Below are 23,840 nucleotides of genomic sequence, written 5' to 3' on the forward strand. Positions count from 1 at the left end.
GGGGCTGATTGTGTCAGGCTGACCCGAACGATCAGTCGTTCAGATACTCGCCGGCAGCCTCGTCGCTGCCGTCGCCCGAGGGGACGACGGTGGCGAGCGGATCGTCACCGGTGCCGACGTCCTCACGCGGGCTGCGGGCGTTTTCGGCCGCACGCAGTTCTTCCGCGCTGGACGGCGCGACGATCATCGCATCGGCCAGCTTCTTCTGCTGGGCGCGAAGCGCGGCGTCGCGCGAGGAAGCCGCCACGCGCAGGCGGTTCATGCCCGCGCCAGTGCCTGCCGGGATGAGCCGGCCGACGATGACGTTTTCCTTCAGGCCCATCAGCGTGTCCTGCTTGCCCTGGACCGCCGCCTCGGTGAGGACGCGGGTGGTCTCCTGGAACGACGCGGCCGAGATGAACGACCGGGTCTGCAGCGACGCCTTGGTGATGCCGAGGAGGATGGGCTTGCCCTGGGCCGGTGCCTCGTTCTTGCCGAGCTTCGCGTTGACCTCGTCCATCTCCGCACGGTCCACCTGCTCGCCAGGGAGCAGGGTGGTGTCGCCGGCTTCGGTGATCTCGACCTTCTGCAGCATCTGACGAACGATCGTCTCGATGTGCTTGTCGTTGATCTTCACGCCCTGCAGTCGATAGACTTCCTGGATTTCCGACACGAGATATTCCGCGAGCGGCTCGATGCCGAGCACCTCGAGAATATCATGCGGATCCGGGCTGCCGCCGATCAGGTTGTCGCCACGCTTGACGTAGTCGCCTTCCTGAACGTCGATCACCTTCGACTTCGGGATGAGGTATTCCACCACCTCGCCGCCGTCCTCGGGCTGGATGCCGATCTTGCGCTTCGCCTTATAGTCCTTGCCGAACACCACGCGGCCCGAGACCTTCGCGATGATCGCATTTTCCTTCGGCTTGCGCGCTTCGAACAGCTCGGCAACGCGCGGCAGACCGCCGGTGATATCGCGGGTCTTGGCGGACTCGCGAGCGACACGGGCAACCACGTCGCCGGCATAGACGACCGAGTTGTCGTCGACCGACAGCACCGCACCCGGCGCCAGCATGTAGCGGGCGGATTCACCCGAGCCTTCGTCGAGCAGGGTGATGCGCGGACGCAGATCCTCCTTCGAACGGCCAGCTGCACGATATTCGATCACGACGCGCTGGGCGATGCCCGTTGCCTCGTCGACCTGCTCGGTCAGCGTCTTGCCCTCGATGAGGTCCTGATACTTCACCGTGCCGCCGGTTTCCGTGATCACCGGCATGGTGAACGGATCCCATTCCGCGATGCGATCGCCGGCGCTGATGATGTGCCCATCGTCGCACAGCACATTCGCGCCGTACGGGATCTTGTGCACCGCCAGCTCGCGGCCATCCATGTCGACGATCGCGACTTCACCCGAGCGGCTGAGCACCACGCGGCGACCACGCTGGTCGACGATGATGCGCAGGTCGCGATACTCGATCGTGCCGTCGACCGGCGCCTCGAGGTTCGACTGCTCGTTGAGCTGCGCCGCGCCGCCGATGTGGAAGGTACGCATCGTCAGCTGCGTGCCCGGCTCACCGATCGACTGTGCCGCGATGACGCCGACGGCCTCGCCGATGTTCACCGGCGTACCGCGGGCGAGATCACGCCCGTAGCACTTGCCGCAGACGCCGATCTTGCTTTCGCAGACCAGCGGCGAGCGGATCTTGACGGCCTGCACACCGGTCGCCTCGATCTTCGCCACCATCGGCTCGTCGAGCAGGGTGCCGATCGGGATCACGACCTCGCCGGTCTTCGCCTCGACGATGTCCTCCGCGGTCGTACGACCAAGGATACGCTCGCCGAGCGACGCGATGACCGAGCCGCCCTGAACGATCGCCTTCATCTCAAGCGCGCGCTCGGTGCCGCAATCGTCCTCGACGATGACGCAATCCTGCGACACGTCGACGAGACGGCGGGTGAGGTAGCCCGAGTTCGCCGTCTTCAACGCCGTATCCGCGAGGCCCTTACGGGCGCCGTGGGTGGAGTTGAAGTATTCAAGGACGGTCAGGCCCTCCTTGAAGTTCGAGATGATCGGCGTTTCGATGATCTCGCCCGACGGCTTGGCCATCAGGCCGCGCATGCCCGCGAGCTGCTTGATCTGCGCCTGCGAACCACGCGCACCGGAGTGCGCCATCATGTAGATCGAGTTGATCGGCTTCTCACGGCCGGTCTCCTCGTCGATGCGAACGGCCTTGATCTCGTTCATCATCGAGTTCGCCACCTGGTCACCGCAACGGCTCCAGGCGTCGATCACCTTGTTGTACTTCTCCTGCTGCGTGATCAGGCCGTCCTGATACTGCTGCTCGAAGTCCTTCACCTGCTCACGCGTCTCGTCGACCAGCTTGGTCTTGTCCGGCGCGATGATCATGTCGTCCTTGCCGAACGAGATGCCGGCGCGGAAGGCGTGGCGGAAGCCGAGTGCCATGATGGCGTCGGCGAACAGCACCGTCTCCTTCTGGCCGGTGTGACGATACACTTCGTCGATGACGTCGGTGACGTCCTTCTTGGTCAGCAGGCGGTTGACGGTTTCGAACGGTACCTTGTGGCTCTTCGGCAGGCACTCGCCGAGCAGCATACGGCCCGGCGTGGTCTCGTAGCGCTTGAGGTACTGGTTGCCGTCCTCGTCGGTCTGCGGAACGCGGCTGACGATCTTGGTGTGCAGCGTCACCGCGCCGTTGAACAACGCCTGGTGCACTTCCTCCATGTCGGCCAGCAGCATGCCTTCGCCCGGCTCGTTCTGCTTCTCCATCGAGAGATAGTAGAGACCGAGCACCATGTCCTGCGACGGCACGATGATCGGCTTGCCGTTTGCGGGCGAGAGGATGTTGTTGGTCGACATCATCAGGACGCGCGCTTCCAGCTGCGCCTCAAGGCTCAGCGGGACGTGGACGGCCATCTGGTCACCGTCGAAGTCGGCGTTGAAGGCCGAGCAGACCAGCGGGTGAAGCTGGATCGCCTTGCCCTCGATCAGCACGGGCTCGAACGCCTGAATGCCGAGGCGGTGAAGCGTCGGCGCGCGGTTCAGCAGAACCGGGTGCTCGCGGATCACCTCGTCTAGGATGTCCCAGACTTCCTTGCGCTCCTTCTCGACCCACTTCTTCGCCTGCTTCAGGGTCATCGACAGACCCTTGGCGTCGAGACGTGCGTAGATGAACGGCTTGAACAGCTCGAGCGCCATCTTCTTCGGCAGGCCGCACTGGTGCAGCTTGAGCTCCGGACCGGTCACGATGACCGAACGGCCCGAATAGTCGACGCGCTTGCCGAGCAGGTTCTGACGGAAGCGGCCCTGCTTGCCCTTGAGCATGTCGGACAGCGACTTCAGCGGACGCTTGTTGGCGCCCGTGATCGTGCGGCCGCGGCGGCCGTTGTCGAACAGCGCGTCGACCGCTTCCTGCAGCATGCGCTTTTCGTTGCGAACGATGATGTCCGGCGCACGCAGCTCCATCAGCCGCTTCAGACGGTTGTTACGGTTGATCACGCGGCGATACAGATCGTTGAGATCCGACGTCGCGAAGCGGCCACCATCGAGCGGCACCAGCGGGCGCAGTTCGGGCGGGATGACCGGCACGACCTCGAGGATCATCCACTCCGGACGGTTGCCCGATTCCAGGAAGCTCTCGACGACCTTCAGCCGCTTGATGATCTTCTTGGGCTTCAGCTCCGACTTGGTCGTCGCCAGCTCTTCGAGCAGCGCGGTCTTCTCGCCTTCGAGATCCAGGCTCTCGAGCATGATGCGCACGGCCTCTGCGCCGATGCCGGCAGAGAAGGCGTCCTCGCCATATTCGTCCTGCGCCTCGAGCAGCTCATCCTCGGTGAGGAGCTGATACTTTTCGAGCGGGGTGAGGCCCGGCTCGATGACGATATAGGCTTCGAAGTACAGCACGCGCTCGAGCTGCTTCAGCTGCATGTCGAGCAGCAGGCCGATGCGCGACGGCAGCGACTTCAGGAACCAGATGTGCGCGACTGGGGCGGCGAGCTCGATATGGCCCATGCGCTCGCGGCGAACCTTCGAGACGGTGACCTCGACGCCGCACTTCTCGCAGACGATGCCCTTGTACTTCATGCGCTTGTACTTGCCGCACAGGCATTCGTAGTCCTTGATCGGACCGAAGATGCGCGCGCAGAACAGGCCGTCACGCTCGGGCTTGAACGTGCGATAGTTGATCGTCTCGGGCTTCTTGATCTCGCCGAACGACCAGGAGCGGATGCGGTCCGGGGACGCAATGCCGATCTGGATCTGGTCGAAGGTCTCCGGCTTGGCGACCGGGTTCGCGAAATTGGTAAGTTCGTTCATTTTTCTACCTCTTCCCCCTCCCGCGCGGGCGGGAGGGGCTAGGGGAGGGATGGTCGATCGTCGGAGCGGTGCTGTTACTCAGCCGCCTCGGCCAGATCGCCGTCGTCCGCGTCTTCCATGCTCTTCAGCTCGACGTTGAGGCCCAGCGAACGCATTTCCTTGACGAGCACGTTGAAGCTCTCCGGAATGCCGGCCTCGAACGTGTCGTCGCCCTTGACGATCGCCTCATAGACCTTGGTGCGGCCGACCACGTCGTCGGACTTCACCGTCAGCATCTCCTGGAGCGTGTACGCCGCGCCATAAGCCTGCAGCGCCCACACCTCCATTTCGCCGAAGCGCTGGCCACCGAACTGGGCCTTACCGCCCAGCGGCTGCTGGGTGACGAGGCTGTACGGCCCGATCGAACGTGCGTGGATCTTGTCGTCGACGAGGTGGTGGAGCTTGAGCATGTAGATGATGCCCACCGTCACCTTGCGGTCGAACTGATCGCCGGTGCGCCCGTCGAACAGATCCGACTGACCCGACGGATCGAGACCCGCCAGCTCGAGCATGTTGGCGACGTCCTGCTCCACCGCACCGTCGAACACCGGAGTGCCCATCGGAACGCCCGGCTTCAGGTTGGTCGCCAGCTCGATGATGCCCTGCGCGTCACGTGCCTCGATCTCGTCGACATAATGGTCGCCGTAGATCGTCTTCAGCCGGTCCTTCACCGCCTCGGGCATGGCGCCCGGGGTGGCATCCGGATTGGCCTCACGCCATTCCTCCAGCTGCTGCGCGATCTGCTGGCCCAGGCCGCGGGCGGCCCAGCCAAGGTGCGTCTCGAAGATCTGACCGACGTTCATGCGCGACGGCACGCCCAGCGGGTTCAGCACGAGATCGACCGGCGTCCCGTCGGCGAGGAACGGCATGTCCTCCACCGGCAGGATGCGGCTGATGACACCCTTGTTGCCGTGACGGCCGGCCATCTTGTCGCCCGGCTGCAGCTTGCGCTTCACCGCAACGAACACCTTGACCATCTTCAGCACGCCCGGCGGCAGCTCGTCGCCACGCTCCAGCTTCTCGCGCCGATCCTCGAACTTCTCCCGGATCAGCTTGGCGGCCTCGTCATATTGCGCCTTCACCGCCTCGAGATCCGACTGGACCTTGTCGTCGGCGACCGCGAACTTCCACCATTCGTGGCGGTCGACGCTGTCGAGCGTGTCCTGATCGATCACGGCACCCTTCTTGGGGCCGCCCTTCGGCACCGCGGTCGCGGTCTGGCCGATCAGCATCTCGCGCAGGCGCGACCAGGTGGCGCGGTTGAGAATCGTGCGCTCGTCGTCCGAGTCCTTCTTCAGGCGCTCGATCTCCTCGCGCTCGATCGCCATCGCGCGCTCGTCCTTGTCGATGCCGTGACGGTTGAAGACGCGAACGTCGACAATCGTACCGGCAACGCCCGGCGGCAGACGAAGCGAGGTGTCGCGCACGTCGCTGGCCTTTTCACCGAAGATGGCGCGGAGGAGCTTCTCTTCCGGCGTCATCGGGCTTTCGCCCTTCGGCGTGATCTTGCCGACGAGGATGTCGCCCGGCTCGACCTCGGCACCGACGTACACGATGCCCGCCTCGTCGAGGTTGCGCAGGGCTTCCTCGCCGACATTCGGGATGTCGCGCGTGATGTCCTCGGGCCCGAGCTTCGTGTCGCGGGCCATCACCTCGAACTCGTCGATGTGGATCGACGTGAACACGTCGTCCTTCACGATCCGCTCGGAGATGAGGATCGAGTCCTCGTAGTTGTAGCCGTTCCACGGCATGAACGCGACGAGCGCGTTGCGGCCGAGGGCGAGCTCACCGAACTCGGTCGACGGACCGTCGGCGAGGATGTCGCCCGCGTTGACCACGTCGCCCACCTTCACCAGCGGACGCTGGTTGATGCAGGTCGACTGGTTGGAACGCTGGAACTTCATCAGCGAGTAGATGTCGACGCCCGACTTGCCGGCATCGACCTCACCCGTGGCGCGGATCACGATACGGCTGGCGTCGACCTGGTCGACGATGCCGGCGCGACGGGCCGAGATCGCAGCGCCCGAATCGCGCGCAACGGTCTCTTCCATGCCGGTGCCGACGAAGGGCGCTTCCGCCTTCACCAGCGGCACGGCCTGACGCTGCATGTTCGAACCCATGAGCGCGCGGTTGGCGTCGTCGTTTTCCAGGAACGGAATGAGCGAGGCGGCGACCGACACGAGCTGCTTGGGCGACACGTCCATCAGCGTGATCGTCTCGGGCAGCGCCATGAGGAATTCGCCGGCCTGACGGGCGGAGATCAGTTCCTCGGTGAAGCGGCCTTCGGCGTCGAGCTCGGCGTTCGCCTGCGCAACGGTGTGCTTCTGCTCTTCCATGGCGGAGAGGTACACGACCTCGCCGGTCACCTTGCCGTCCACCACGCGGCGGTACGGCGTCTCGATGAAGCCGTATTTGTTGACGCGTGCGAAGGTCGACAGCGAGTTGATCAGACCGATGTTCGGGCCTTCCGGCGTCTCGATCGGGCAGATACGGCCATAGTGCGTCGGGTGAACGTCGCGAACCTCGAAGCCCGCGCGCTCACGCGTCAGACCGCCCGGCCCGAGCGCCGAGACACGGCGCTTGTGCGTCACTTCGGACAGCGGGTTGGTCTGGTCCATGAACTGCGACAGCTGCGACGAGCCGAAGAATTCACGCACCGCGGCGACCGCCGGCTTCGCGTTGATGAGGTCGTTCGGCATGACGGTCGACACGTCGACCGAGCTCATGCGCTCCTTCACCGCGCGCTCCATGCGCAGCAGGCCGACGCGATACTGGTTCTCGAGCAGCTCGCCCACCGAACGCACGCGGCGGTTGCCGAGGTTGTCGATGTCGTCGATCTCGCCCTTGCCGTCCTTCAGATCGACCAGGGTCTTCACGACCGCCAGAATGTCTTCTGTGCGCAGCGTCGTCACCGTGTCCTCGGCATCGAGGTCAAGGCGCATGTTCAGCTTCACGCGGCCCACGGCCGACAGGTCGTAGCGGTCCGGATCGAAGAACAGGCCGGCGAACAGCGCCTCTGCCGTTTCCAGCGTCGGCGGCTCGCCAGGGCGCATCACGCGATAGATGTCCGACAGCGCCTGCTCGCGCTCTTCGGCCTTGTCGGCCTTCAGCGTGTTGCGGATCCACGGACCGGTCGTGACATGGTCGATGTCGAGCAGCTCGATACGGTCGATGCCCGCACGGTCCAGCTTCTCCAGATTGTCGGGGCCGATTTCGTCACCCGCCTCGACGTAGATTTCGCCCGTGCCCTCGTTGATGAGGTCATAGGCCGAATAACGGCCGTAGATTTCCTCGGTCGGGATGAGGAGGTCGGTGAGGCCGTCCTTCGCCGCCTTGTTGGCGGCGCGCGGGGTGACCTTGGTGCCCATCGGGAACACCACTTCGCCCGAATTCGCGTCGACCAGGTCGAACGTCGGCTTCACGCCGCGCCAGTTCTCGGCCGCGAACGGAATGCGCCAGCCACCCTCGCCGCGCACATACGTGACGCGGTTGTAGAAGTGGTTGAGGATTTCCTCGCTGTTGAGGCCGAGCGCGTAGAGCAGCGCCGTGACCGGCAGCTTGCGCTTACGGTCGATACGGACGTTGACGATGTCCTTGGCGTCGAACTCGAAATCGAGCCACGAACCGCGATACGGGATCACGCGGGCAGCGAAGAGATACTTGCCCGACGCGTGGGTCTTGCCGCGGTCATGATCGAAGAGGACGCCCGGCGAGCGGTGCATCTGGCTGACGATCACGCGCTCCGTGCCGTTGATGAAGAACGTGCCGTTCTCCGTCATCAGCGGCATGTCGCCCATGTAGACGTCCTGCTCCTTGATATCGAGCACCGAGCGGGTTTCCGTTTCGGGATCCACCTCGAACACGATCAGGCGAAGCGTCACGCGCATCGGCGCGGCATAGGTGATGCCGCGCTGGCGGCATTCCTCGACGTCGAACTTCGGCGGCTCAAGCTCGTAGTTCACGAAGTCGAGTTCCGCGGTGCCGGCGAAGTCGCGGATCGGGAAGACGCTGCGCAGCGTCTTCTCGAGGCCCGAGACATAGCCGATCGACGGGTCGGACCGCAGGAACTGTTCGTAGCTTTCGCGCTGCACCTCGATCAGGTTCGGCATCTGCACCACTTCGTGGATGTTGCCGAAAACCTTGCGGATGCGGCGCTTTGCGGTGCCGCCTTCGATCGCCTTGGTTGCCATGTAGCTGTCTGCCTTGGTCTAATTCGTCCGGGCGCAGGACAAGACGCCAAAAGGCCGCGCGTCATGTTCCGGATCCGGAACCAACGGCAGCCTTGCAGCGTCTTATGAACCCACCTGCTCCAATCCGTTCGACATAGTGCGCGACGCCATGTCATTTCCCGAAGCTGTGGTAGCCGGCCGGATATAGGTGAGGGGTCGCCCTCCGTCAACCGGACCTGGGGACCGCAATGGGTCGGAGGCCTGATATCGGGCGGTAAATGCTGAAGAGGCTGCCACACCCTGCCACGCGGCGTTTGGTGGTGCGGCCGGTCCGCCGTACAGGCGGCGGCGCGGCAGCGATTCCGTTGCCCCGTGTTCAGGGTTCAGACGATAACGCGATGACGATGGCAGGGACGAAGAAGGGGCGGCGCGCGGCGCTGGTGGCGGGCGCGTGGATTGCGTTTGCCGGTGGTGCGGCGCTGGCGCAGGACGTGCCGCCGAGCACCCCCGATCTCGGCAACTTCAGCCTGCCGCCCTCGCAGCCGACGCCGACGCCGACCAGCGCGCCGGTCGGGCCGGCCGACGAGGCGCCGGCGACCAACGCTGCGGCGCCGATCATTCGCCCACCCGCGCCGCGCCCTACGCCGACCGTGACGCCGACGCCGCGCGCCACCCCGACGCCGCGGGCGACGGCCACGCCGCAACCCGCCGAGTCGCCGCGCGCCGCGCCGAGTCCGCTGGCTACGCCGACTCCGGTGCCGGCGCCGGTGCTCGATGAGCAGCCGACGCTTGTTGAAACGCCCGCGGTCGGCGCGGATGCTGCACCTGTTGCGGGCAGCGAGGCAGATGAAGCTCCCGACCTGACGGTTGAGCCGACGCCAGAAGAGTCAGTCGACGTTGATGGTGAGGCGCCGGAGGCGGAGTCTGAGCCGACGTCCTGGTTCTGGCCGGTGGCGATCGGCCTTGGGTTGCTCGCTGCCGCGGGACTTTATTTGTGGCGTCGCAGGGCGCGCGTGCGCGATCGGGTGCCGGCGGATCGGGCGGCTCCAGCGGTGGAGCCCGCCCGGCCGGTGGAGCCGGTTCGGCCAGTCGCGCCCGCCGGCGCTGCTGCTGCGCCCACGGGCAAGCCGCGCTTCCTTGATCGCGCGCGTGATGACGTGGCGCCCGCCGCGCCGGTCGCGCCTTCGCCGGCCGCACGGCTTGATCTCGACGTGCCGACCGTCAGCCGTGCGGGGCTGAACATGGTGACTGCGACCGCCGATGTGACGGTGACGGTGCGCAACGCGTCGGACGTGCCCGCGCGCGGCGTGGCGGTGGAGATTCGGCTGACGAGCGCGCAGCCGGGGCAGGATGCGGTGCTTGCCGCCATGTTCGCCGAGCCGGTCGGTCGCCCGGCGGTGCCGCCGTTCGACCTGATGCCGGGCGAATCACGACGCGTCCGTGCGGTCGCCGCGATGCCGCGCGATGCGATCACCGTGTTGCAGGCGGGGGATCGGCCGATGTTTGTGCCGGTGGTCGCGATCCGCGCCGTTCACAGCGGCGGACAGACGACGTCAGTGCACGCATTGGGAATCGAGCGTGCCGGGCAGGCGAAGCTGGGGCCGTTCTGGCTCGACCAGCCGTCGCGCATGTTCGACACGATCGGCGTACGCCCGCGCACTGGCCGCTGAGGCGGTCGACGTCGCTGCTGCCGACAGGTGGCAGGCTCGCTCAAGGGATTGTCGCGCGCCGCTGACGGGCTGCGGAAAGCACTCTGTTCAGATGCTGGCGGCTGGCACACGAGCGGGCGCGCCGGTGCCTGAGCCCAAGAGGCCGACGCGCGTGCGCTGATCCAGCGCCGGGCCTCGCTCTCTGCCTCCGGGCATCACGCAAAAGAAAAGGCGGCTCCCCTTAGAAAAGCCGCCTTTCCTCGCAATCGTGGCCCGAGGGCCGAACGCGGTGCGGACCAGAAGGCCCGCCCCGCGCCGCTGCTTACTTGAGCTCGACGGTCGCGCCGGCTTCTTCCAGCTGCTTCTTGATCTTCTCGGCTTCGTCCTTCGACACGCCTTCCTTGACCGGCTTCGGCGCGCCCTCAACGAGGGTCTTCGCTTCGGTCAGGCCCAGGCCGGTGATCGCGCGGACTTCCTTGATGACGTTGATCTTCTTGCCACCGTCGCCGGTGAGGATCACGTCGAACTCGGTCTTCTCTTCAGCGGCCGGAGCAGCTGCGCCGCCACCAGCTGCCGGAGCTGCTGCAACCGCTGCTGCGGCCGAGACGCCCCACTTCTCTTCGAGGAGCTTCGAGAGCTCAGCCGCCTCGAGGACGGTCAGTTCGGACAGCTGGTCAACCAGCGCGTTCAGGTCTGCCATGATATACTTCCTTTGAAACGTTCAGATGAAACGATGCTGCCTGAAGGATCAGGCGGCTTCCTTTTCCGAGTAAGCTGCAAGCACGCGCGCGATCTGCGCGGCGGGCGCCTGGGTGATGGTCGCGATCTTGGTGGCCGGGGCCACGATGAGACCGACGATCTTCGCCCGGAGCTCGTCGAGCGACGGCATCGTAGCGAGCGCCTTCACGCCCTCCACGTCGAGCTTGGTCGCACCCATGCCGCCGCCGACGATCTCGAACTTGTCGGTCGTCTTGGCGAAGTCCACGGCCACCTTGGCAGCCGCAACGGGGTCGACCGAGGTCGCGAGACCGACCGGGCCGGTGAAATATTCACCAAGGCCGTCATAGTCGGTGCCATCGAGCGCGATCTTGGCAAGCTTGTTCTTCGAGACCTTGTAGACGGCACCGGCCTCGCGCATCTTCGTCCTCAGCTGCGTCGACTGGGCGACGGTGAGGCCGAGGTTGCGGGTGACGACCACCACGCCGACCTCGGAGAAGGTCTGCTTGAGTTCGGCGACGGCTTGGGCCTTTTCAGCACGATCCATGCCATTCTCCACACTTTGGCCGCGTCCCGAAGGCTGCGGCCGGTTACGATCCGCATGCGGCAGATACCGCATACGGTTGTCCAGCGAAGGGGAATGGGAAGCAGTCGCACGGCGCGGGAATGATCCCGTAAGCGGTGCGGCAAACCGAAGCACGCGGGCGCGCTGCGGCAAAATCCTGTCCCCGTCTCGGCGGGGAATTAAGGGCGCCAGGGCCCACCCGCTGTCTCGGACGGCGTCACGGCCGGGGCCATGACAAGTCGCGCTCCCTAGCGGAATCCGCGCGCGGGTCAAGTGTCGTCAAACTACCACAGAAGTGCAACCGATCGGACGCCGTGACGCCACGGCCGCGTCATCCATCCCCGGCAGAGGTGCGGAAACGATCACGCCTCTGGGGGGAAGAAGATGAACGAATCGCGTTTCGTCTATGACGACGGTGACATCGACACGAACGGCAGCGCCAACCAGCATCTCAGCGATCTGATCGCGCGACGCTATTCGCGGCGGCAGACGTTGCGCGGCGGCCTGACCGCGATGACCACGGCCGTGTTCGGCGGTGTCCTGCTGGCCGGGTGCGACGACGACGGCGATCTGGTGACGGTAGAGCCGATCACGGTCTCGTCCGGCCAGGCCGCGAGCGTGAGCGCGGGCAAGACGGTCACGCTTCGGGGTACCGCCAGCAGCGCGGCGCAATCGGTGCGCTGGACGCAGGTGAGCGGGCCGCAGGTCACGCTGAACAACGCCAATAGCGCGAGCGTGACCTTCATCGCTCCGGCCGTGAGCGCGTCGACGCCGCTGGTGTTCCGCTTCACCGGAACGAGCGGCCTCGGCGATAGCGCCACCGCTGACACCACGATCACGGTGACGCCCGCGACGCTGGATTTCGTCGCGGTGGCGAAGAATCGCAACGATCTGGTGACGGTGCCCGCCGGTTATCTGGTGACCGTGCTCTACCGGCTGGGCGACCCGATCAACGCCAGCACGTCGGCCTATGCCAATGACGGGACCGACACGAACTTCGCGGCGCGCGCGGGCGATCATCATGATGGCATGAGCTTCTTCGGGCTCGCTGCGACAGGCGCGACGCGCGATGCGGCGGGCAGCACGCGCGGGCTGCTGGTGCTCAATCACGAGAATATCACCGAAGGCTATCTTCACCCGCGGGGGCAGACGATCACCGGCGGCGTGCGGCCCGAGGCGGAAGCGATCAAGGAGATCGAGGCGCATGGCGTGTCGGTGATCGAGGTGACGCGCGGCGCGTCGGCCTGGAGCTATGTCCAGTCATCGGCGCTGAACCGCCGCATCACGCCGAATACCCCGATGACCTTCAATGGCCCCGCGCGCGGCAACCCGCTGCTGCGCACCGCTTATTCAAAGGACGGGACGCAGGGGCGCGGCACGATCAACAATTGCGCCAACGGGATGATGCCGTGGGGCACCTATGCCACCGCGGAGGAGAATTGGGCCGGCTATTTCCGGCGGGACCGCGGGGACGCCGCGGTGCGCAGCGGCGCGGGGCGCGCGAAGGAGAATGTCAGCCTGGCGCGCTATGGCATCAGTGAGGGGCGGGCGGGCAATTACGGTTGGACGACGGTGACCCCGGCAGACGCGAGCAGCACGATCTTCCGCAAATGGAATGCGACGGCGACCGCGGACGCGGCGGCCGATGGCACGGCCGATTTCCGCCACGAGCCATTCCAATATGGCTGGATCGTCGAGATCGACCCGTACAATCCCCAGTCCACGCCGCGTAAACGCACCGCGCTCGGCCGCATGAACCACGAAGGCGTGGAGCCGAGCCGGATGGTCGCCGGCGTACGGCCGGCCTTCTACATGGGGGACGACGCCCAGAACGAATATATCTACAAGTTCGTGTCGAGCACCCCCTGGGCAGCCAGCGACGCCAATGCCGCCGATCGCCTCGCGGTGGGCGACAAATATCTCGACGCCGGCACGCTCTATGTCGCGAAGTTCAACGCCGACGGCAGCGGGCAGTGGCTGCCGCTCACGTTCGGCAGCGGGCCGCTGACCAGCGGCAATGCGACCTATCCGTTCGCGGATCAGGCAGACGTGCTGATCAACACGCGCCTTGCCGCGGACCTGTTGGGCGCGACACCGATGGACCGACCGGAATGGACCGCGGTGAACCCGGCGAACGGCGAGATGTATTGCACGCTCACCAACAATTCCTCGCGCAGCCCGGCGCGCACCGATGCCACCAACCCGCGCGCCTATGTCGATCCGCGCACTGACGGGCGCAACAACAGTGCGGGGAACGTCAACGGCCATGTCATCCGCCTGCGCGAAAATGGCGACACGACCGAGGCGGCGGCCTTCACCTGGGACGTCTATGCCTTTGGTGCCGGCAGCGACCTCAACAAGGACAATATCAATCTGTCGGGGCTGGACGACAGCAACGACTTCTCTTCGCCTGATGGCCTGTGGTTCAGCCTGCCGTCGAACGTCGCAGGTCAGGGGGCAAGCCCGGTGATGTGGCTGCAGACCGACGATGGCGCCTTTACCGACGTGACCAACAACCAGATGCTCGCCGCCATTCCGGGGCGCGTGGGTGATGGCGGCACGAAGACCGTGAACAATGCGACGCCGGCGGGCACCAGCACGGCGACGACGCGGGTAGGCAAGGCGCCGGGCGCGACGCTCAAGCGGTTCCTGGTCGGTCCTAAGGAGTGCGAGATCACCGGCATCACCTCCACGCCCGACGGCAAGGCCCTGTTCGTCAACATCCAGCACCCCGGCGAGAATGGCGGGCCGGACAATATCACGTCGAACTGGCCGGCCTCGCAGAGTGGCACTTCGGCCAGCGCCAGCCGCCCGCGTTCGGCGACGATCGTGATCACCCGCGAGGATGGCGGGCTGGTCGGGATCTGATCTTCAGGAGGGCGTCATCCTCGCGCTGCCGAGGATGACGCCTTTCCCGTTGCTAGCGATCGGTGCGGATTGCCCCCGCCTCACGCACCGCCTTCAGCGTCGGCCAGCCGTTGACCGCCATCAGCAGGTCCGCCTCGGCGAGGATGCATTTCAGTACGTGCGCGCAGCCCGGCGCACCGCCCAGTGCCAGGCCGTAGGAATAGGGCCGGCCAACGCCCACCGCATCCGCGCCCAAGGCGATGGCCTTCACCACGTCGGTGCCCGACCGGATACCCGAATCGAACAGCACCGGCACGCGCCCCGCCACCGCGTCAGCCACTTCCGGCAGCATGTCGATCGCCGCGATCCCGCCGTTCGCCTGCCGTCCGCCGTGGTTGGAAACGTAGATGCCATCCGCGCCGGTATCGATCGCACGGCGCGCGTCGTCCGGATGGCAGATCCCCTTCAGCACGATCGGCAGCTTGGTGATCGATTTCAGCCAAGCCATGTCGTCCCACGTCAGCACCTTGCCGAACGTCGCGCCCCAGGTGCCGATCGCGGTGCGCAGATCCTCCTCCGGTGCCCTGCCGCCCAGCATCTGGCGGAAGCGAGGGTCGACGAAGTAATTCTGCAGCACATGGCCGCGCAGCTGCGGGAAGTTGGACGGGTTGAGATCGCGCGGCCGCCAGCCAGTCACCCAGGTGTCGAGCGTGACGACGATCGCCTTGTAGCCGGCGTTTTCCGCGCGGGAGACGAGGCTTTCGGCCAGTTCCTTGTCGCGCGGCGTGTAGAGCTGGAAGAACGCCGGGGTCTCGCCGCAGGCGGCCTTCACGTCCTCCAGCGGATCGTTCGAGAGGGTTGAGGCGGTCAGCGGAACGCCGGTCATCGCCGAGGCCTGCGCCGCGGCCACATCGCCATGCTGGTCCTGCGTCATCATGCCGGTGACGCCGATCGGGGCCATGAACAAAGGCGAAGGCAGCTTCAGCCCGAACAGATCGACCGACAGGTCGCGGTGCGTCGCGTCGACCATCATCCGCGGCACCATGCCCCAGTGGCGGAAGGCGCGGGCGTTCTCGTCCTGGGTATATTCGTCGCCACAGCCGCCCTGGACATAGGTCAGCACATGCGGCGGCAGCGCGGACTGCGCGCGTTTTTCCAGCGTCGCGAAATCGACCGGGTAGGTGGGGACGATGCCGGAAAGGCCGGCGCCATAGATCTGGGTCTGCAAGTCGCCGTAATGCGGCATGGGGTACGCTCTCCTTTGCGCGCATTGTCGCGGGCGGGAGAAGCCTTGTCACGTCCTGCGGTGAGAAATGCGATCAGCCGATAAGCTGTTGATATAGCCCGATGTAATCGTCCGCCATGCGCTCGACGCTGAACCGTTCGGCGACGCGGGCGCGGCAGGTGGCGCGGTCGATCTCCCCCACGCGCTCGATCGCGGCGACCGCCTCGTCCAGCGTGTCGACGAGGAATCCGGTGACGCCATGTTCGATCAGCTCGGGCATCGAGCCGCGATTGTAGGCGATGACGGGGGTGCCGCAGGCCATCGCCTCCACCACCGAGAGGCCGAAGGGTTCGTCGAAGCCGATGAGGTGGAGGAGGGCGCTGGCCTGGCCCAAGGCGCGGGTGCGTTCTTCGCCGCCGACGACGCCGCGGAAGACGACGCGGTCGTTGTCGATGTGCGGCGCGACGTCGCGTTCGTGATACCCCTGGTCCTGCACGAGGCCCGCCATGACCAGCCGCCTGCCGGCCGCCTTTGCCGCGGCAATGGCGGCGTGGGGGCCTTTATCCGGATGAATTCGGCCGAAAAAGAGCAGGTCCTGGCCACCAGCATGGTCAAAGGGAAAATCGCCCAAGGGGATGCCGTGATGGATCGTCGCGGCATAGCGCAATGAGGGGTGGCGATCCGCGTCGCTGATCGAGACGTAATGCACGTGATCGTCATAGCGCTGGTACACCGGCACGATCCGTTCGGAGGAAAAGCCGTGGATCGTCGTCAGCATCGGCGTGTCGATCAGGCGCGACCAGGCGAGCGGCATGAAATCGGCCTGGTTGTGGATGAGGTCGAAATCGCCCGCGCGCTCGATGCAATGCGCGATGTGCATCGCCTCCCACACCTTGGCGTCGAGGTGCGGTGGCTCCGAATAGCCGCGCGGGGCGACGCCTTCCAATTTGCCGGCGGTGCGCGAATTCTGCGTGGCGAAAAGCGTGACGTCGACGCCGCGCGCGACCAGTGCCTCGGTCAAGAGGCTGGTCACCAATTCCCACGGGCCATAGCCGGTCGGCGGCGTCGGCCAGGAGATCGACGACAACATGGCAATGCGCATCAGGCGAGTAGCTCCACGACATAGGCTTCATCGGCATCGATCGTGCCGTCGAAGGTTGCCCGCGTGCCGGTGGCGACGATGATCCGGCCGGGGCGGGTGGCATCGGGCAGCGCCACGTCGCGCGCTGTGCTGCCGAGATTGAGGACGACCAGCAGCCGCTCGTCGCCATGGCGGCGCTCATAGGCGAGCACGTCGGGCGGCGCGGCGTGCAGCGTCATGCTGCCCAGTGACAGCGCGGGGCTGGCGCGGCGCGCGGCGAGGAGGCGGCGGTAGAGCCAGAGCATCGAGGCGGGGTCCGCCTCCTGCGCCGCGACATTGCGGGTGCGCCAGTCGGGGTGGAGCGGCAGCCACGGCTCGGCGGTGGAAAAGCCGGCGTTGGGCGAGCCATCCCAGGCCATCGGCGTGCGCGAGCGGTCGCGGCCGAGACCCATGCCGGGCTGGCGCAGGTCCTGCGGGTCGCGGATCCGGTCGGGCGGGATATCGACCTTTCCGATGCCGATTTCATCGCCCTGATAGAGTGTCGGGGTGCCGCGCAGCGTGAGCAGCAGCATGGCGGCGACACGGGCTTGGCGCTCCCCGACGCGCGCAGCGATGCGCGGCGCATCGTGGCTGCCGATCACCCAATTGGGCCAGCCATGTTCGGGAATGGCGGCATCATAGCTGGCGATCAGCGCGGCCAGCGTGTCGCGATCCCAGGGGTTTTCGATCAGCTCGAAATTGAAGGGCAATTGTACGTAGGGCTGATCCGCCGGGCCGTACCAGCGCATCAGGCGATCGAGCGGCAGGAAGATCTCCCCCACCAGCAAGGTCTCGCCATAGCTGTCGGCAAGCTCCCGGAACTGGCGGGCCAAGTCATAAGCCTCGGGCTGGTCGGTCGAGTTCAGCTGAATGAGGCGCAGCTTCTCCGCCATCCCTTCGCGCCAGTCGGGGTTGGGCGGATTGTCCGGCAGGCCTTGCGCCTTCACGATGTGCCACAACACGTCGATGCGGAAGCCGTCTACGCCGCGGTCGAGCCAGAAGCGCAGCACGTCGGTCATCGCCGCCACGACCTCAGGATTGCGCCAGTTGAGGTCGGCCTGCTCCTTCAGGAAGGTGTGGAGATAATATTGGCCGGTCTTGGGATCGAGCTCCCACGCCGGGCCGCCCATGTCGCTGATCCAGTTGTTGGGCGGGCCGCCGCCCGGCGCGGGATCGCGCCAGATGTACCAGTCCCGTTTCGGATTATCACGGCTGGCGCGGCTTTCGACGAACCAGGGGTGCTGGGTCGAGGAATGGTTGGGGACGAAATCGAGCAGCAGCTTCAGCCCGCGCGCATGGACCGCGGCGAGCAGGCGGTCGAAGGCGGCGAGGTCGCCGAACATTGGCTCTACGCCGGTGTAATCGGCGACGTCATAGCCGAAGTCGGTCATTGGCGAGGGAAAGATCGGCGAGAGCCAGATCGCGTCGACGCCGAGCGAGGCGATATGATCGAGATGCGCCTCGATCCCGGCAAGGTCGCCGATGCCGTCGCCATCGCTGTCCGCGAAGGAGCGTGGATAGACCTGATAGATGACGCCGCGCTTCCACCAGGGCGCAGCGATGGTGCCCTCGCTCATGCGGTTCGTAACGCCTCGGCAACGGATGGGTTCACGCGGGCCATGCCGCCGGCGGCAGCGGGCAACAAAAAAGGCCGGAGGTTGCCCCCCGGCCTTCTTCGTTACGCTAACTGAAACGTCGGATCAGGCCGAAGCGACTTCCGCCACGTCGATCTTGATGCCCGCACCCATGGTGCTGGAGATCGCGACCTTGCGGACGTACTTGCCCTTGGCGCCGGCCGGCTTGGCCTTGACCACCGCGTCGACCAGCGCGTCGAAGTTCGCGCGCAGGTCCTCGGCCGGGAAGCTTGCCTTGCCGATGCCCGAGTGGATGATACCGGCCTTTTCGACGCGATATTCGACCTGGCCGCCCTTGGCAGCCTTCACCGCCTCGGCGACGTTCATCGTCACGGTGCCGAGCTTCGGGTTCGGCATCAGGCCCTTGGGACCCAGAACCTTACCGAGACGGCCGACGATGCCCATCATGTCCGGGGTCGCGATGCAGCGATCGAAGTCGATCTTGCCGCCCTGGATGGTTTCCATCAGGTCTTCCGCACCGACGACGTCGGCGCCGGCAGCCAGTGCCTCTTCAGCCTTTGCGCCGCGGGCGAACACGCCGACGCGAACGGTCTTGCCGGTGCCCTTGGGCAGCGTGACGACGCCGCGGACCATCTGGTCAGCGTGACGCGGATCGACGCCGAGGTTCAGCGCGACTTCGATCGTCTCGTCGAACTTGGAGGTCGCACCCGACTTGGCGAGGCTGATCGCCTCGTCGACGCCGTGCAGCTTCTCGCGGTCGATCGTGATCGCCTTCTGCTTCTTCGTGAGCTTCGCCATGGGATTAACCCTCCACAACCTGGAGGCCCATCGCGCGAGCGGAGCCTTCGATGATCTTCGTTGCTGCGTCGATGTCGTTCGCGTTCAGGTCCTTCATCTTGGCCTGTGCGATCTCGGCGAGCTGCGAGCGCTTGATGGTTCCCGCGCTGGTCTTGCCCGGCTCCTTCGAGCCCGACTTCAGGTTCAGCGCCTTCTTGATGAGGAAGGTCGCCGGCGGCGTCTTCGTCTCGAAGCTGAACGAGCGGTCGGCGTAGACGGTGATGACGGTGGGGAGGGGCGAACCCTTTTCCATGTCAGCGGTCTGCGCGTTGAACGCCTTGCAGAATTCCATGATGTTCACGCCGCGCTGACCCAGCGCCGGGCCGATCGGCGGCGACGGGTTTGCAGCGCCGGCAGGCACCTGCAGCTTGATATAGCCTGTGATTTTCTTCGCCATGTCACTCTCTTTAAGTTTAGCGGTCGTCGCGGGCGCGTTGCCGCACCCTCCCGCAAGCGTTCCAGCGATTTACCTGGAAGAGCGCGCGCATAGCGGGGTCGCGCGGGAAAATCCAGTCCCGCGCGGCCCCGCCATGCGTGTGGTTGATGCCGCGGCTCAGGTCATCGCCATCAGGCTGGCGTTGCCGCCGGCCGCGGTGGTGTTGATCGAGGTGGACACCTCCTCGACCAGCCATTCGAGGCGATAGTCGTTCGCCTGCGTCAGCACGATGGGACCGTCGAGCGCGGCGATTCGCTGTTGCAGGTCGCGCACGCGCGCGGCGTCGCCCTCGATCAGCGCGCCGGCATAGGGGCCGTCGTTGGACCAGTCGCTGGTCCAGCGGACGCGGGCGGCGATCGGGGCCGGCAGATCGGCCCGGAAAGCGGCGTCGACCACGAGGTCGTTGCCGGTAGCGAGCGCGGCGGCGAGCTGCGCCATCAGCCCGGCGCTGGTTTCAGGCAGCAGCAGGATCCGGCCGCGCGGGTGGAGGGCGTAGAGGTTGCGCTCCCCCACCGGGCCGTCGAGCTCCGCCTCAAGGCCGAGCGGGGAGGCGGCGGCAATGTCGCGGGCGCGGGTGGCGGCGGGTTCGTCGCCGCGCTGTTCCAGCCAGAGCGCGAGGTCGCGGGTGGCGGCATCGGCTGCCGTCGACGTGCCGGCGGGCGCCTCGATCGCGCCGCGCACCAGCCGGCCGAGATAGAGCGGGCCGCCCGCCTTGGGCCCGGTGCCCGACAGGCCGCGGCCGCCGAAGGGCTGGACGCCGACGATGGCGCCGATGACGTTGCGGTTGATGTAGAGATTGCCCGCCTTCACCCGCGCGGTGACATGGGCGATCGTCTCGTCGAGGCGGGTGTGGAGGCCGAAGGTCAGGCCATAGCCGGTGGCGTTGATTCGGTCGATCAGCGCGTCGAGCCCGCTGCGCTTGTAGCGGATGACGTGGAGAACCGGGCCGAATACCTCGCGCTGAAGCTCGGCAATATCGGGTAGCTCGATGATCGTCGGGGCGACGAAGGTGCCGTGCGTGGTCGCCTCCCCGAGCGGGAGCGAATCGACCTTGTGGCCGCGGTCGCGCATCGCGGCGATGTGACGGGTGATGTTGCCTTGCGCCTCGGCGGTGATGACCGGGCCGATGTCGACCGCCAGCCGATCGGTACGGCCGATGCGCAGCTCCTGCAGCGCGCCGCGCAGCATGGTGAGGATCCGGTCGGCGACCTCCTCCTGCAGGCACAGGATGCGCAGCGCCGAGCAACGCTGGCCGGCGCTGTCGAAGGCGGAGGCGATGACGTCCGCCACCACCTGTTCGGCGAGCGCGGAGCTGTCGACGATCATGGCGTTCTGGCCGCCCGTCTCGGCGATGAGCGGGATCGGCGCGCCATCCGCTGAGACGCGGGTGGCGAGTTCGCGCTGGATGAGGCGGGCGACCTCGGTCGAGCCGGTGAACATCACTGCGGCCGTCTCGGGCGCGGCGACGAGGGCGGCGCCGATCGATCCGTCACCGGGGACGAGCTGAAGCGCGTCGGCGGGGACGCCGGCCGCGTGGAGGATCGCGACGCCCTGCGCGGCGATCAGCGGGGTTTCCTCGGCCGGCTTCGCCAGCACGGCGTTGCCCGCGACGAGCGCGGCGGCGACCTGCCCGGTGAAGATCGCCAGCGGGAAATTCCACGGGCTGATGCAGGTGACGGTGCCGAGCGGCTGGTGCGCGGGGCCGAAGCCGCGCCGCGCCTGATCGGCATAATAGCGCAGGAAGTCGATCGCCTCGCGCACCTCGCCGATGGCGTTGGGGACGGACTTGCCGGCCTCGCGCACGGTCAGGCCGATCAGCTCGGCCATGCGCGCCTGCATCGTGTCGGCGGCGCGATCGAGGATGGCGGCGCGGTCGGCCGGGGAGGTGGCGGCCCATGACTGGGCGGCGGCGGCTGCGGTGCGCGCGGCGGCCGATGCCTGCTCGGGGCTTGCCTCGACGACGGTGCCGACGGTGTCGCGGTGGTCGGCGGGGTTCAGCACGGGGCGGGGGGTGCCCTGCCCATCATTGGGGGCGGCGCGCCAGTTGCTGTGGGCGCCGGCCTGCAACGTCGCGGCCAATGCGGCGAGCGTGCGCTCGTCGGTGAGGTCGAGGCCGTCCGAATTGCGGCGGCGGGGGTAGAGATCGGCCGGGAGCGCGATCGCGGCGTGCTTCTGCCCCGGCGTGTCGGCCGCGCGGACGATCGCGACCGGATCGGCGACGAGATCGGCGATGGAGACTTCGGGATCGGCGATGCGGTTCACGAACGAGCTGTTGGCGCCGTTCTCCAACAGGCGGCGGACGAGATAGGCGAGCAATGTCTCGTGCGTGCCGACCGGGGCGTAGATGCGGCAGGGGCGGTTGAGCTTATCCGCGCCGACCACCTCGTCATACAGCGGCTCGCCCATGCCGTGGAGGCACTGGAATTCGTAATCGCCGATGGTGAAGTCGGGGCCGGCCATGGCGTGGACGGTCGCCAGCGTCTGCGCATTGTGGGTGGCGAATTGCGGGAACACCGCGTCGCGGTTCGCGAGCAGGCGGCGGGCGCAGGCGAGGTACGAGATGTCGGTGTGGATCTTGCGCGTGTAGACGGGGAAGTCCGACTGGCCGTCGACCTGCGCGCGCTTGATCTCGGCATCCCAATAAGCGCCCTTGACCAGACGGACCATGATGCGGCGGTCGGCGCGGCGGGCGAGGTCGACAATCCAGTCGATGACGAAGGGGCCGCGCTTGCCATAGGCCTGGATGACGAAGCCGAGGCCGTTCCACCCCGCCAGCGCGGGGTCTAGCGCGAGGCTTTCGAGAAGGTCGAGCGAGAGTTCGAGGCGGTCGGCCTCCTCCGCGTCGATGTTGAAGCCGATGTCATAGCCCTTGGCGATCAGCGCGAGCGCGCGGACCCTGGGCAGCAGCTCGCCCATGACGCGGTCGGCCTGGGCGCGGGCGTAGCGGGGGTGGAGGGCGGACAGCTTGATCGAGATTCCGGGGCCGGCGTAGATGCCGCGGCCGGCGGACGCCTTGCCGATGGCATGCACCGCCGTTTCATAGTCGCGGTAATAGCGGTCGGCATCGGCGGCGGTGGTCGCGGCCTCGCCCAGCATGTCGTAGCTGTAGCCGAAGCCGCGCGCCTCCAGCGGGCGGGCGCGCTTCAGCGCCTCGTCGATCGTCTCGCCAGTGACGAACTGTTCGCCCATCATGCGCATCGCCATGTCGACGCCGCGGCGGATGACGGGTTCTCCGGCCCGCGCGATCAGGCGGGTAAGCGCGGCGGCGAGGCCGCGGTCGTTGACGCTGTTGGTAAGCTTGCCCGTCACCACCAGGCCCCAGGTGGCGGCGTTGACGAATAGCGAGCGGCCGTCGCCGATGTGGCTGCGCCAATCGCCGCCAGCGATCTTGTCGCGGATCAGCGCGTCGCGCGTGTCGTCATCCGGGATGCGCAGCAGCGCCTCGGCGAGGCACATCAAGGCCACGCCCTCCTGGCTGGAAAGGGCATATTCCTGCACCAGACCCTCGACGCCGGTGCCCTTGTGCTTCGCACGCAGTGCCGTGATCAGCTTGGTCGCGGTCGCGAGCGCCCTGGCCTTTGTCTCCTCCGGCAGCGTCGCTTCGTCGAGGAGGGGGGCCAGCGCCTCCGGCTCGGGGAGGCGGGTGGCGGCGGTGATCGCGGCGCGCAGCGGCGTCGCGGCGCGGACCGGCGGGGAAAAATCGGCGAACAGCGGGGGGAGATCGGCCATGGTCTCAGTCCGGAAAGTTGATGGCCGCTATATAGTGAGGCTCGTCCGGGCGATCCGACTTATGATATGGCCTGTCTCAGACGCTTTGGCTTGTCATTGAGGCTGTGGATGGACGTTTCGCCCTTTGATCCGGAAGAACTCGACCCGTTCGACCGAAAGATCATCCAGATCCTGCGCGCCGACGGGCGGCTGTCGGTCACCGAGCTGGCGAAGCGCGTCGGGCTGTCCAAGACGCCGTGCCAGGTGCGGCTGAAGCGGCTGACCGATCGCGGGATCATCCGCGGCTTTCGGGCGGTGATCGACCCGGCGCGGCTGGGTCAGGGGCATGTCGCCTTTACCGAGGTGAAGCTGTCCGACACGCGCGAGGCGGCGCTGGAGGAATTCCGGCAGGGCGTGCTGGCTATTCCCGAGGTGGAGGAATGCCATATGATCGCCAGCCACTTCGATTATCTGCTGAAGGTCCGCACCGCCGACATGCGCAGCTATCGCGCGGTGCTGGGCGAGCGTATCTCGACGCTGCCCAATGTCTCGAGCACATCGACCTTCGTGGTGATGGAAACGATTCGCGACGCCGGGGGGTGAGGCGCGGCGGACGCGCTG

Annotated in this window: 13 protein-coding genes; 3 read left to right on the plus strand and 10 right to left on the minus strand. The window is 66.7% G+C overall.

The genetic code is table 11. The features are described from left to right. Positions 1 to 31 precede the first annotated feature (31 nt). Together rpoC and rpoB are read right to left on the minus strand one after the other, a co-directional pair. On the minus strand, positions 32 to 4,312 hold the full coding sequence (gene rpoC, locus CA236_RS08310) for a DNA-directed RNA polymerase subunit beta' (RefSeq protein ID WP_046408316.1): 4,281 nt from the start codon (positions 4,310 to 4,312) through the stop codon (positions 32 to 34). Between the two features lie 74 nt (positions 4,313 to 4,386). Then, complete coding sequence (gene rpoB, locus CA236_RS08315; RefSeq protein ID WP_125945246.1) at positions 4,387 to 8,541, minus strand: DNA-directed RNA polymerase subunit beta; 4,155 nt, start codon at positions 8,539 to 8,541, stop codon at positions 4,387 to 4,389. 383 nt (positions 8,542 to 8,924) lie between these two features. Here rpoB and CA236_RS08320 point away from each other — a divergent pair, with 383 nt between their 5' ends. Next, positions 8,925 to 10,190, plus strand: a complete 1,266-nt coding sequence (locus CA236_RS08320; protein ID WP_164518894.1) for an LPXTG cell wall anchor domain-containing protein — start codon at positions 8,925 to 8,927, stop codon at positions 10,188 to 10,190. A 301-nt stretch (positions 10,191 to 10,491) separates the two neighbouring features. Here CA236_RS08320 and rplL read toward each other — a convergent pair whose 3' ends face one another. Then, positions 10,492 to 10,869, minus strand: a complete 378-nt coding sequence (gene rplL / locus CA236_RS08325; RefSeq protein ID WP_046406551.1) for a 50S ribosomal protein L7/L12 — start codon at positions 10,867 to 10,869, stop codon at positions 10,492 to 10,494. Between the two features lie 48 nt (positions 10,870 to 10,917). Beyond that, positions 10,918 to 11,433: a 50S ribosomal protein L10 gene (rplJ, locus tag CA236_RS08330; RefSeq protein WP_046406553.1), complete on the minus strand. Its 516-nt coding sequence runs from the start codon at positions 11,431 to 11,433 to the stop codon at positions 10,918 to 10,920. Between the two features lie 402 nt (positions 11,434 to 11,835). Between rplJ and CA236_RS08335 the strand changes: the two genes are divergently transcribed. Continuing rightward, positions 11,836 to 14,319, plus strand: coding sequence for a PhoX family phosphatase (locus CA236_RS08335; protein ID WP_125945248.1), 2,484 nt, complete (start codon positions 11,836 to 11,838; stop codon positions 14,317 to 14,319). Positions 14,320 to 14,371: 52 nt separating this feature from the next. Here the strand turns inward: CA236_RS08335 and CA236_RS08340 are convergent, their stop codons facing one another. From CA236_RS08340 to putA, 6 genes are all read right to left on the minus strand, one after another. After that, on the minus strand, positions 14,372 to 15,544 hold the full coding sequence (locus tag CA236_RS08340) for an alpha-hydroxy-acid oxidizing protein (RefSeq protein WP_125945249.1): 1,173 nt from the start codon (positions 15,542 to 15,544) through the stop codon (positions 14,372 to 14,374). 73 nt (positions 15,545 to 15,617) lie between these two features. Continuing rightward, positions 15,618 to 16,625, minus strand: coding sequence for a glycosyltransferase family 4 protein (locus CA236_RS08345; RefSeq protein ID WP_125945250.1), 1,008 nt, complete (start codon positions 16,623 to 16,625; stop codon positions 15,618 to 15,620). Then, positions 16,625 to 18,220: an alpha-amylase family glycosyl hydrolase gene (locus CA236_RS08350; RefSeq protein ID WP_125945251.1), complete on the minus strand. Its 1,596-nt coding sequence runs from the start codon at positions 18,218 to 18,220 to the stop codon at positions 16,625 to 16,627. Before CA236_RS08350 ends, CA236_RS08345 begins: the two co-directional genes overlap by 1 nt. Before the next feature lie 123 nt (positions 18,221 to 18,343). Then, positions 18,344 to 19,036, minus strand: a complete 693-nt coding sequence (rplA, locus tag CA236_RS08355; protein WP_046406428.1) for a 50S ribosomal protein L1 — start codon at positions 19,034 to 19,036, stop codon at positions 18,344 to 18,346. Positions 19,037 to 19,040: 4 nt separating this feature from the next. After that, on the minus strand, positions 19,041 to 19,472 hold the full coding sequence (gene rplK / locus CA236_RS08360) for a 50S ribosomal protein L11 (RefSeq protein WP_046406429.1): 432 nt from the start codon (positions 19,470 to 19,472) through the stop codon (positions 19,041 to 19,043). A gap of 156 nt (positions 19,473 to 19,628) precedes the next feature. Then, positions 19,629 to 23,240, minus strand: coding sequence for a trifunctional transcriptional regulator/proline dehydrogenase/L-glutamate gamma-semialdehyde dehydrogenase (gene putA, locus CA236_RS08365; RefSeq protein ID WP_125945252.1), 3,612 nt, complete (start codon positions 23,238 to 23,240; stop codon positions 19,629 to 19,631). Between the two features lie 108 nt (positions 23,241 to 23,348). Between putA and CA236_RS08370 the strand changes: the two genes are divergently transcribed. Further along, positions 23,349 to 23,822 carry an Lrp/AsnC family transcriptional regulator gene (locus tag CA236_RS08370; RefSeq protein ID WP_125945253.1) on the plus strand — a complete coding sequence of 158 codons (474 nt, stop codon included), beginning with the start codon at positions 23,349 to 23,351 and terminating at the stop codon, positions 23,820 to 23,822. The last annotated feature ends 18 nt before the right edge of the window (positions 23,823 to 23,840 follow it).

Origin of the sequence: Sphingomonas sp. ABOLG (genome assembly GCF_003950435.1) — a bacterium.
In the GTDB taxonomy this organism is placed as follows: Bacteria; Pseudomonadota; Alphaproteobacteria; order Sphingomonadales; family Sphingomonadaceae; genus Sphingomonas; species Sphingomonas panaciterrae.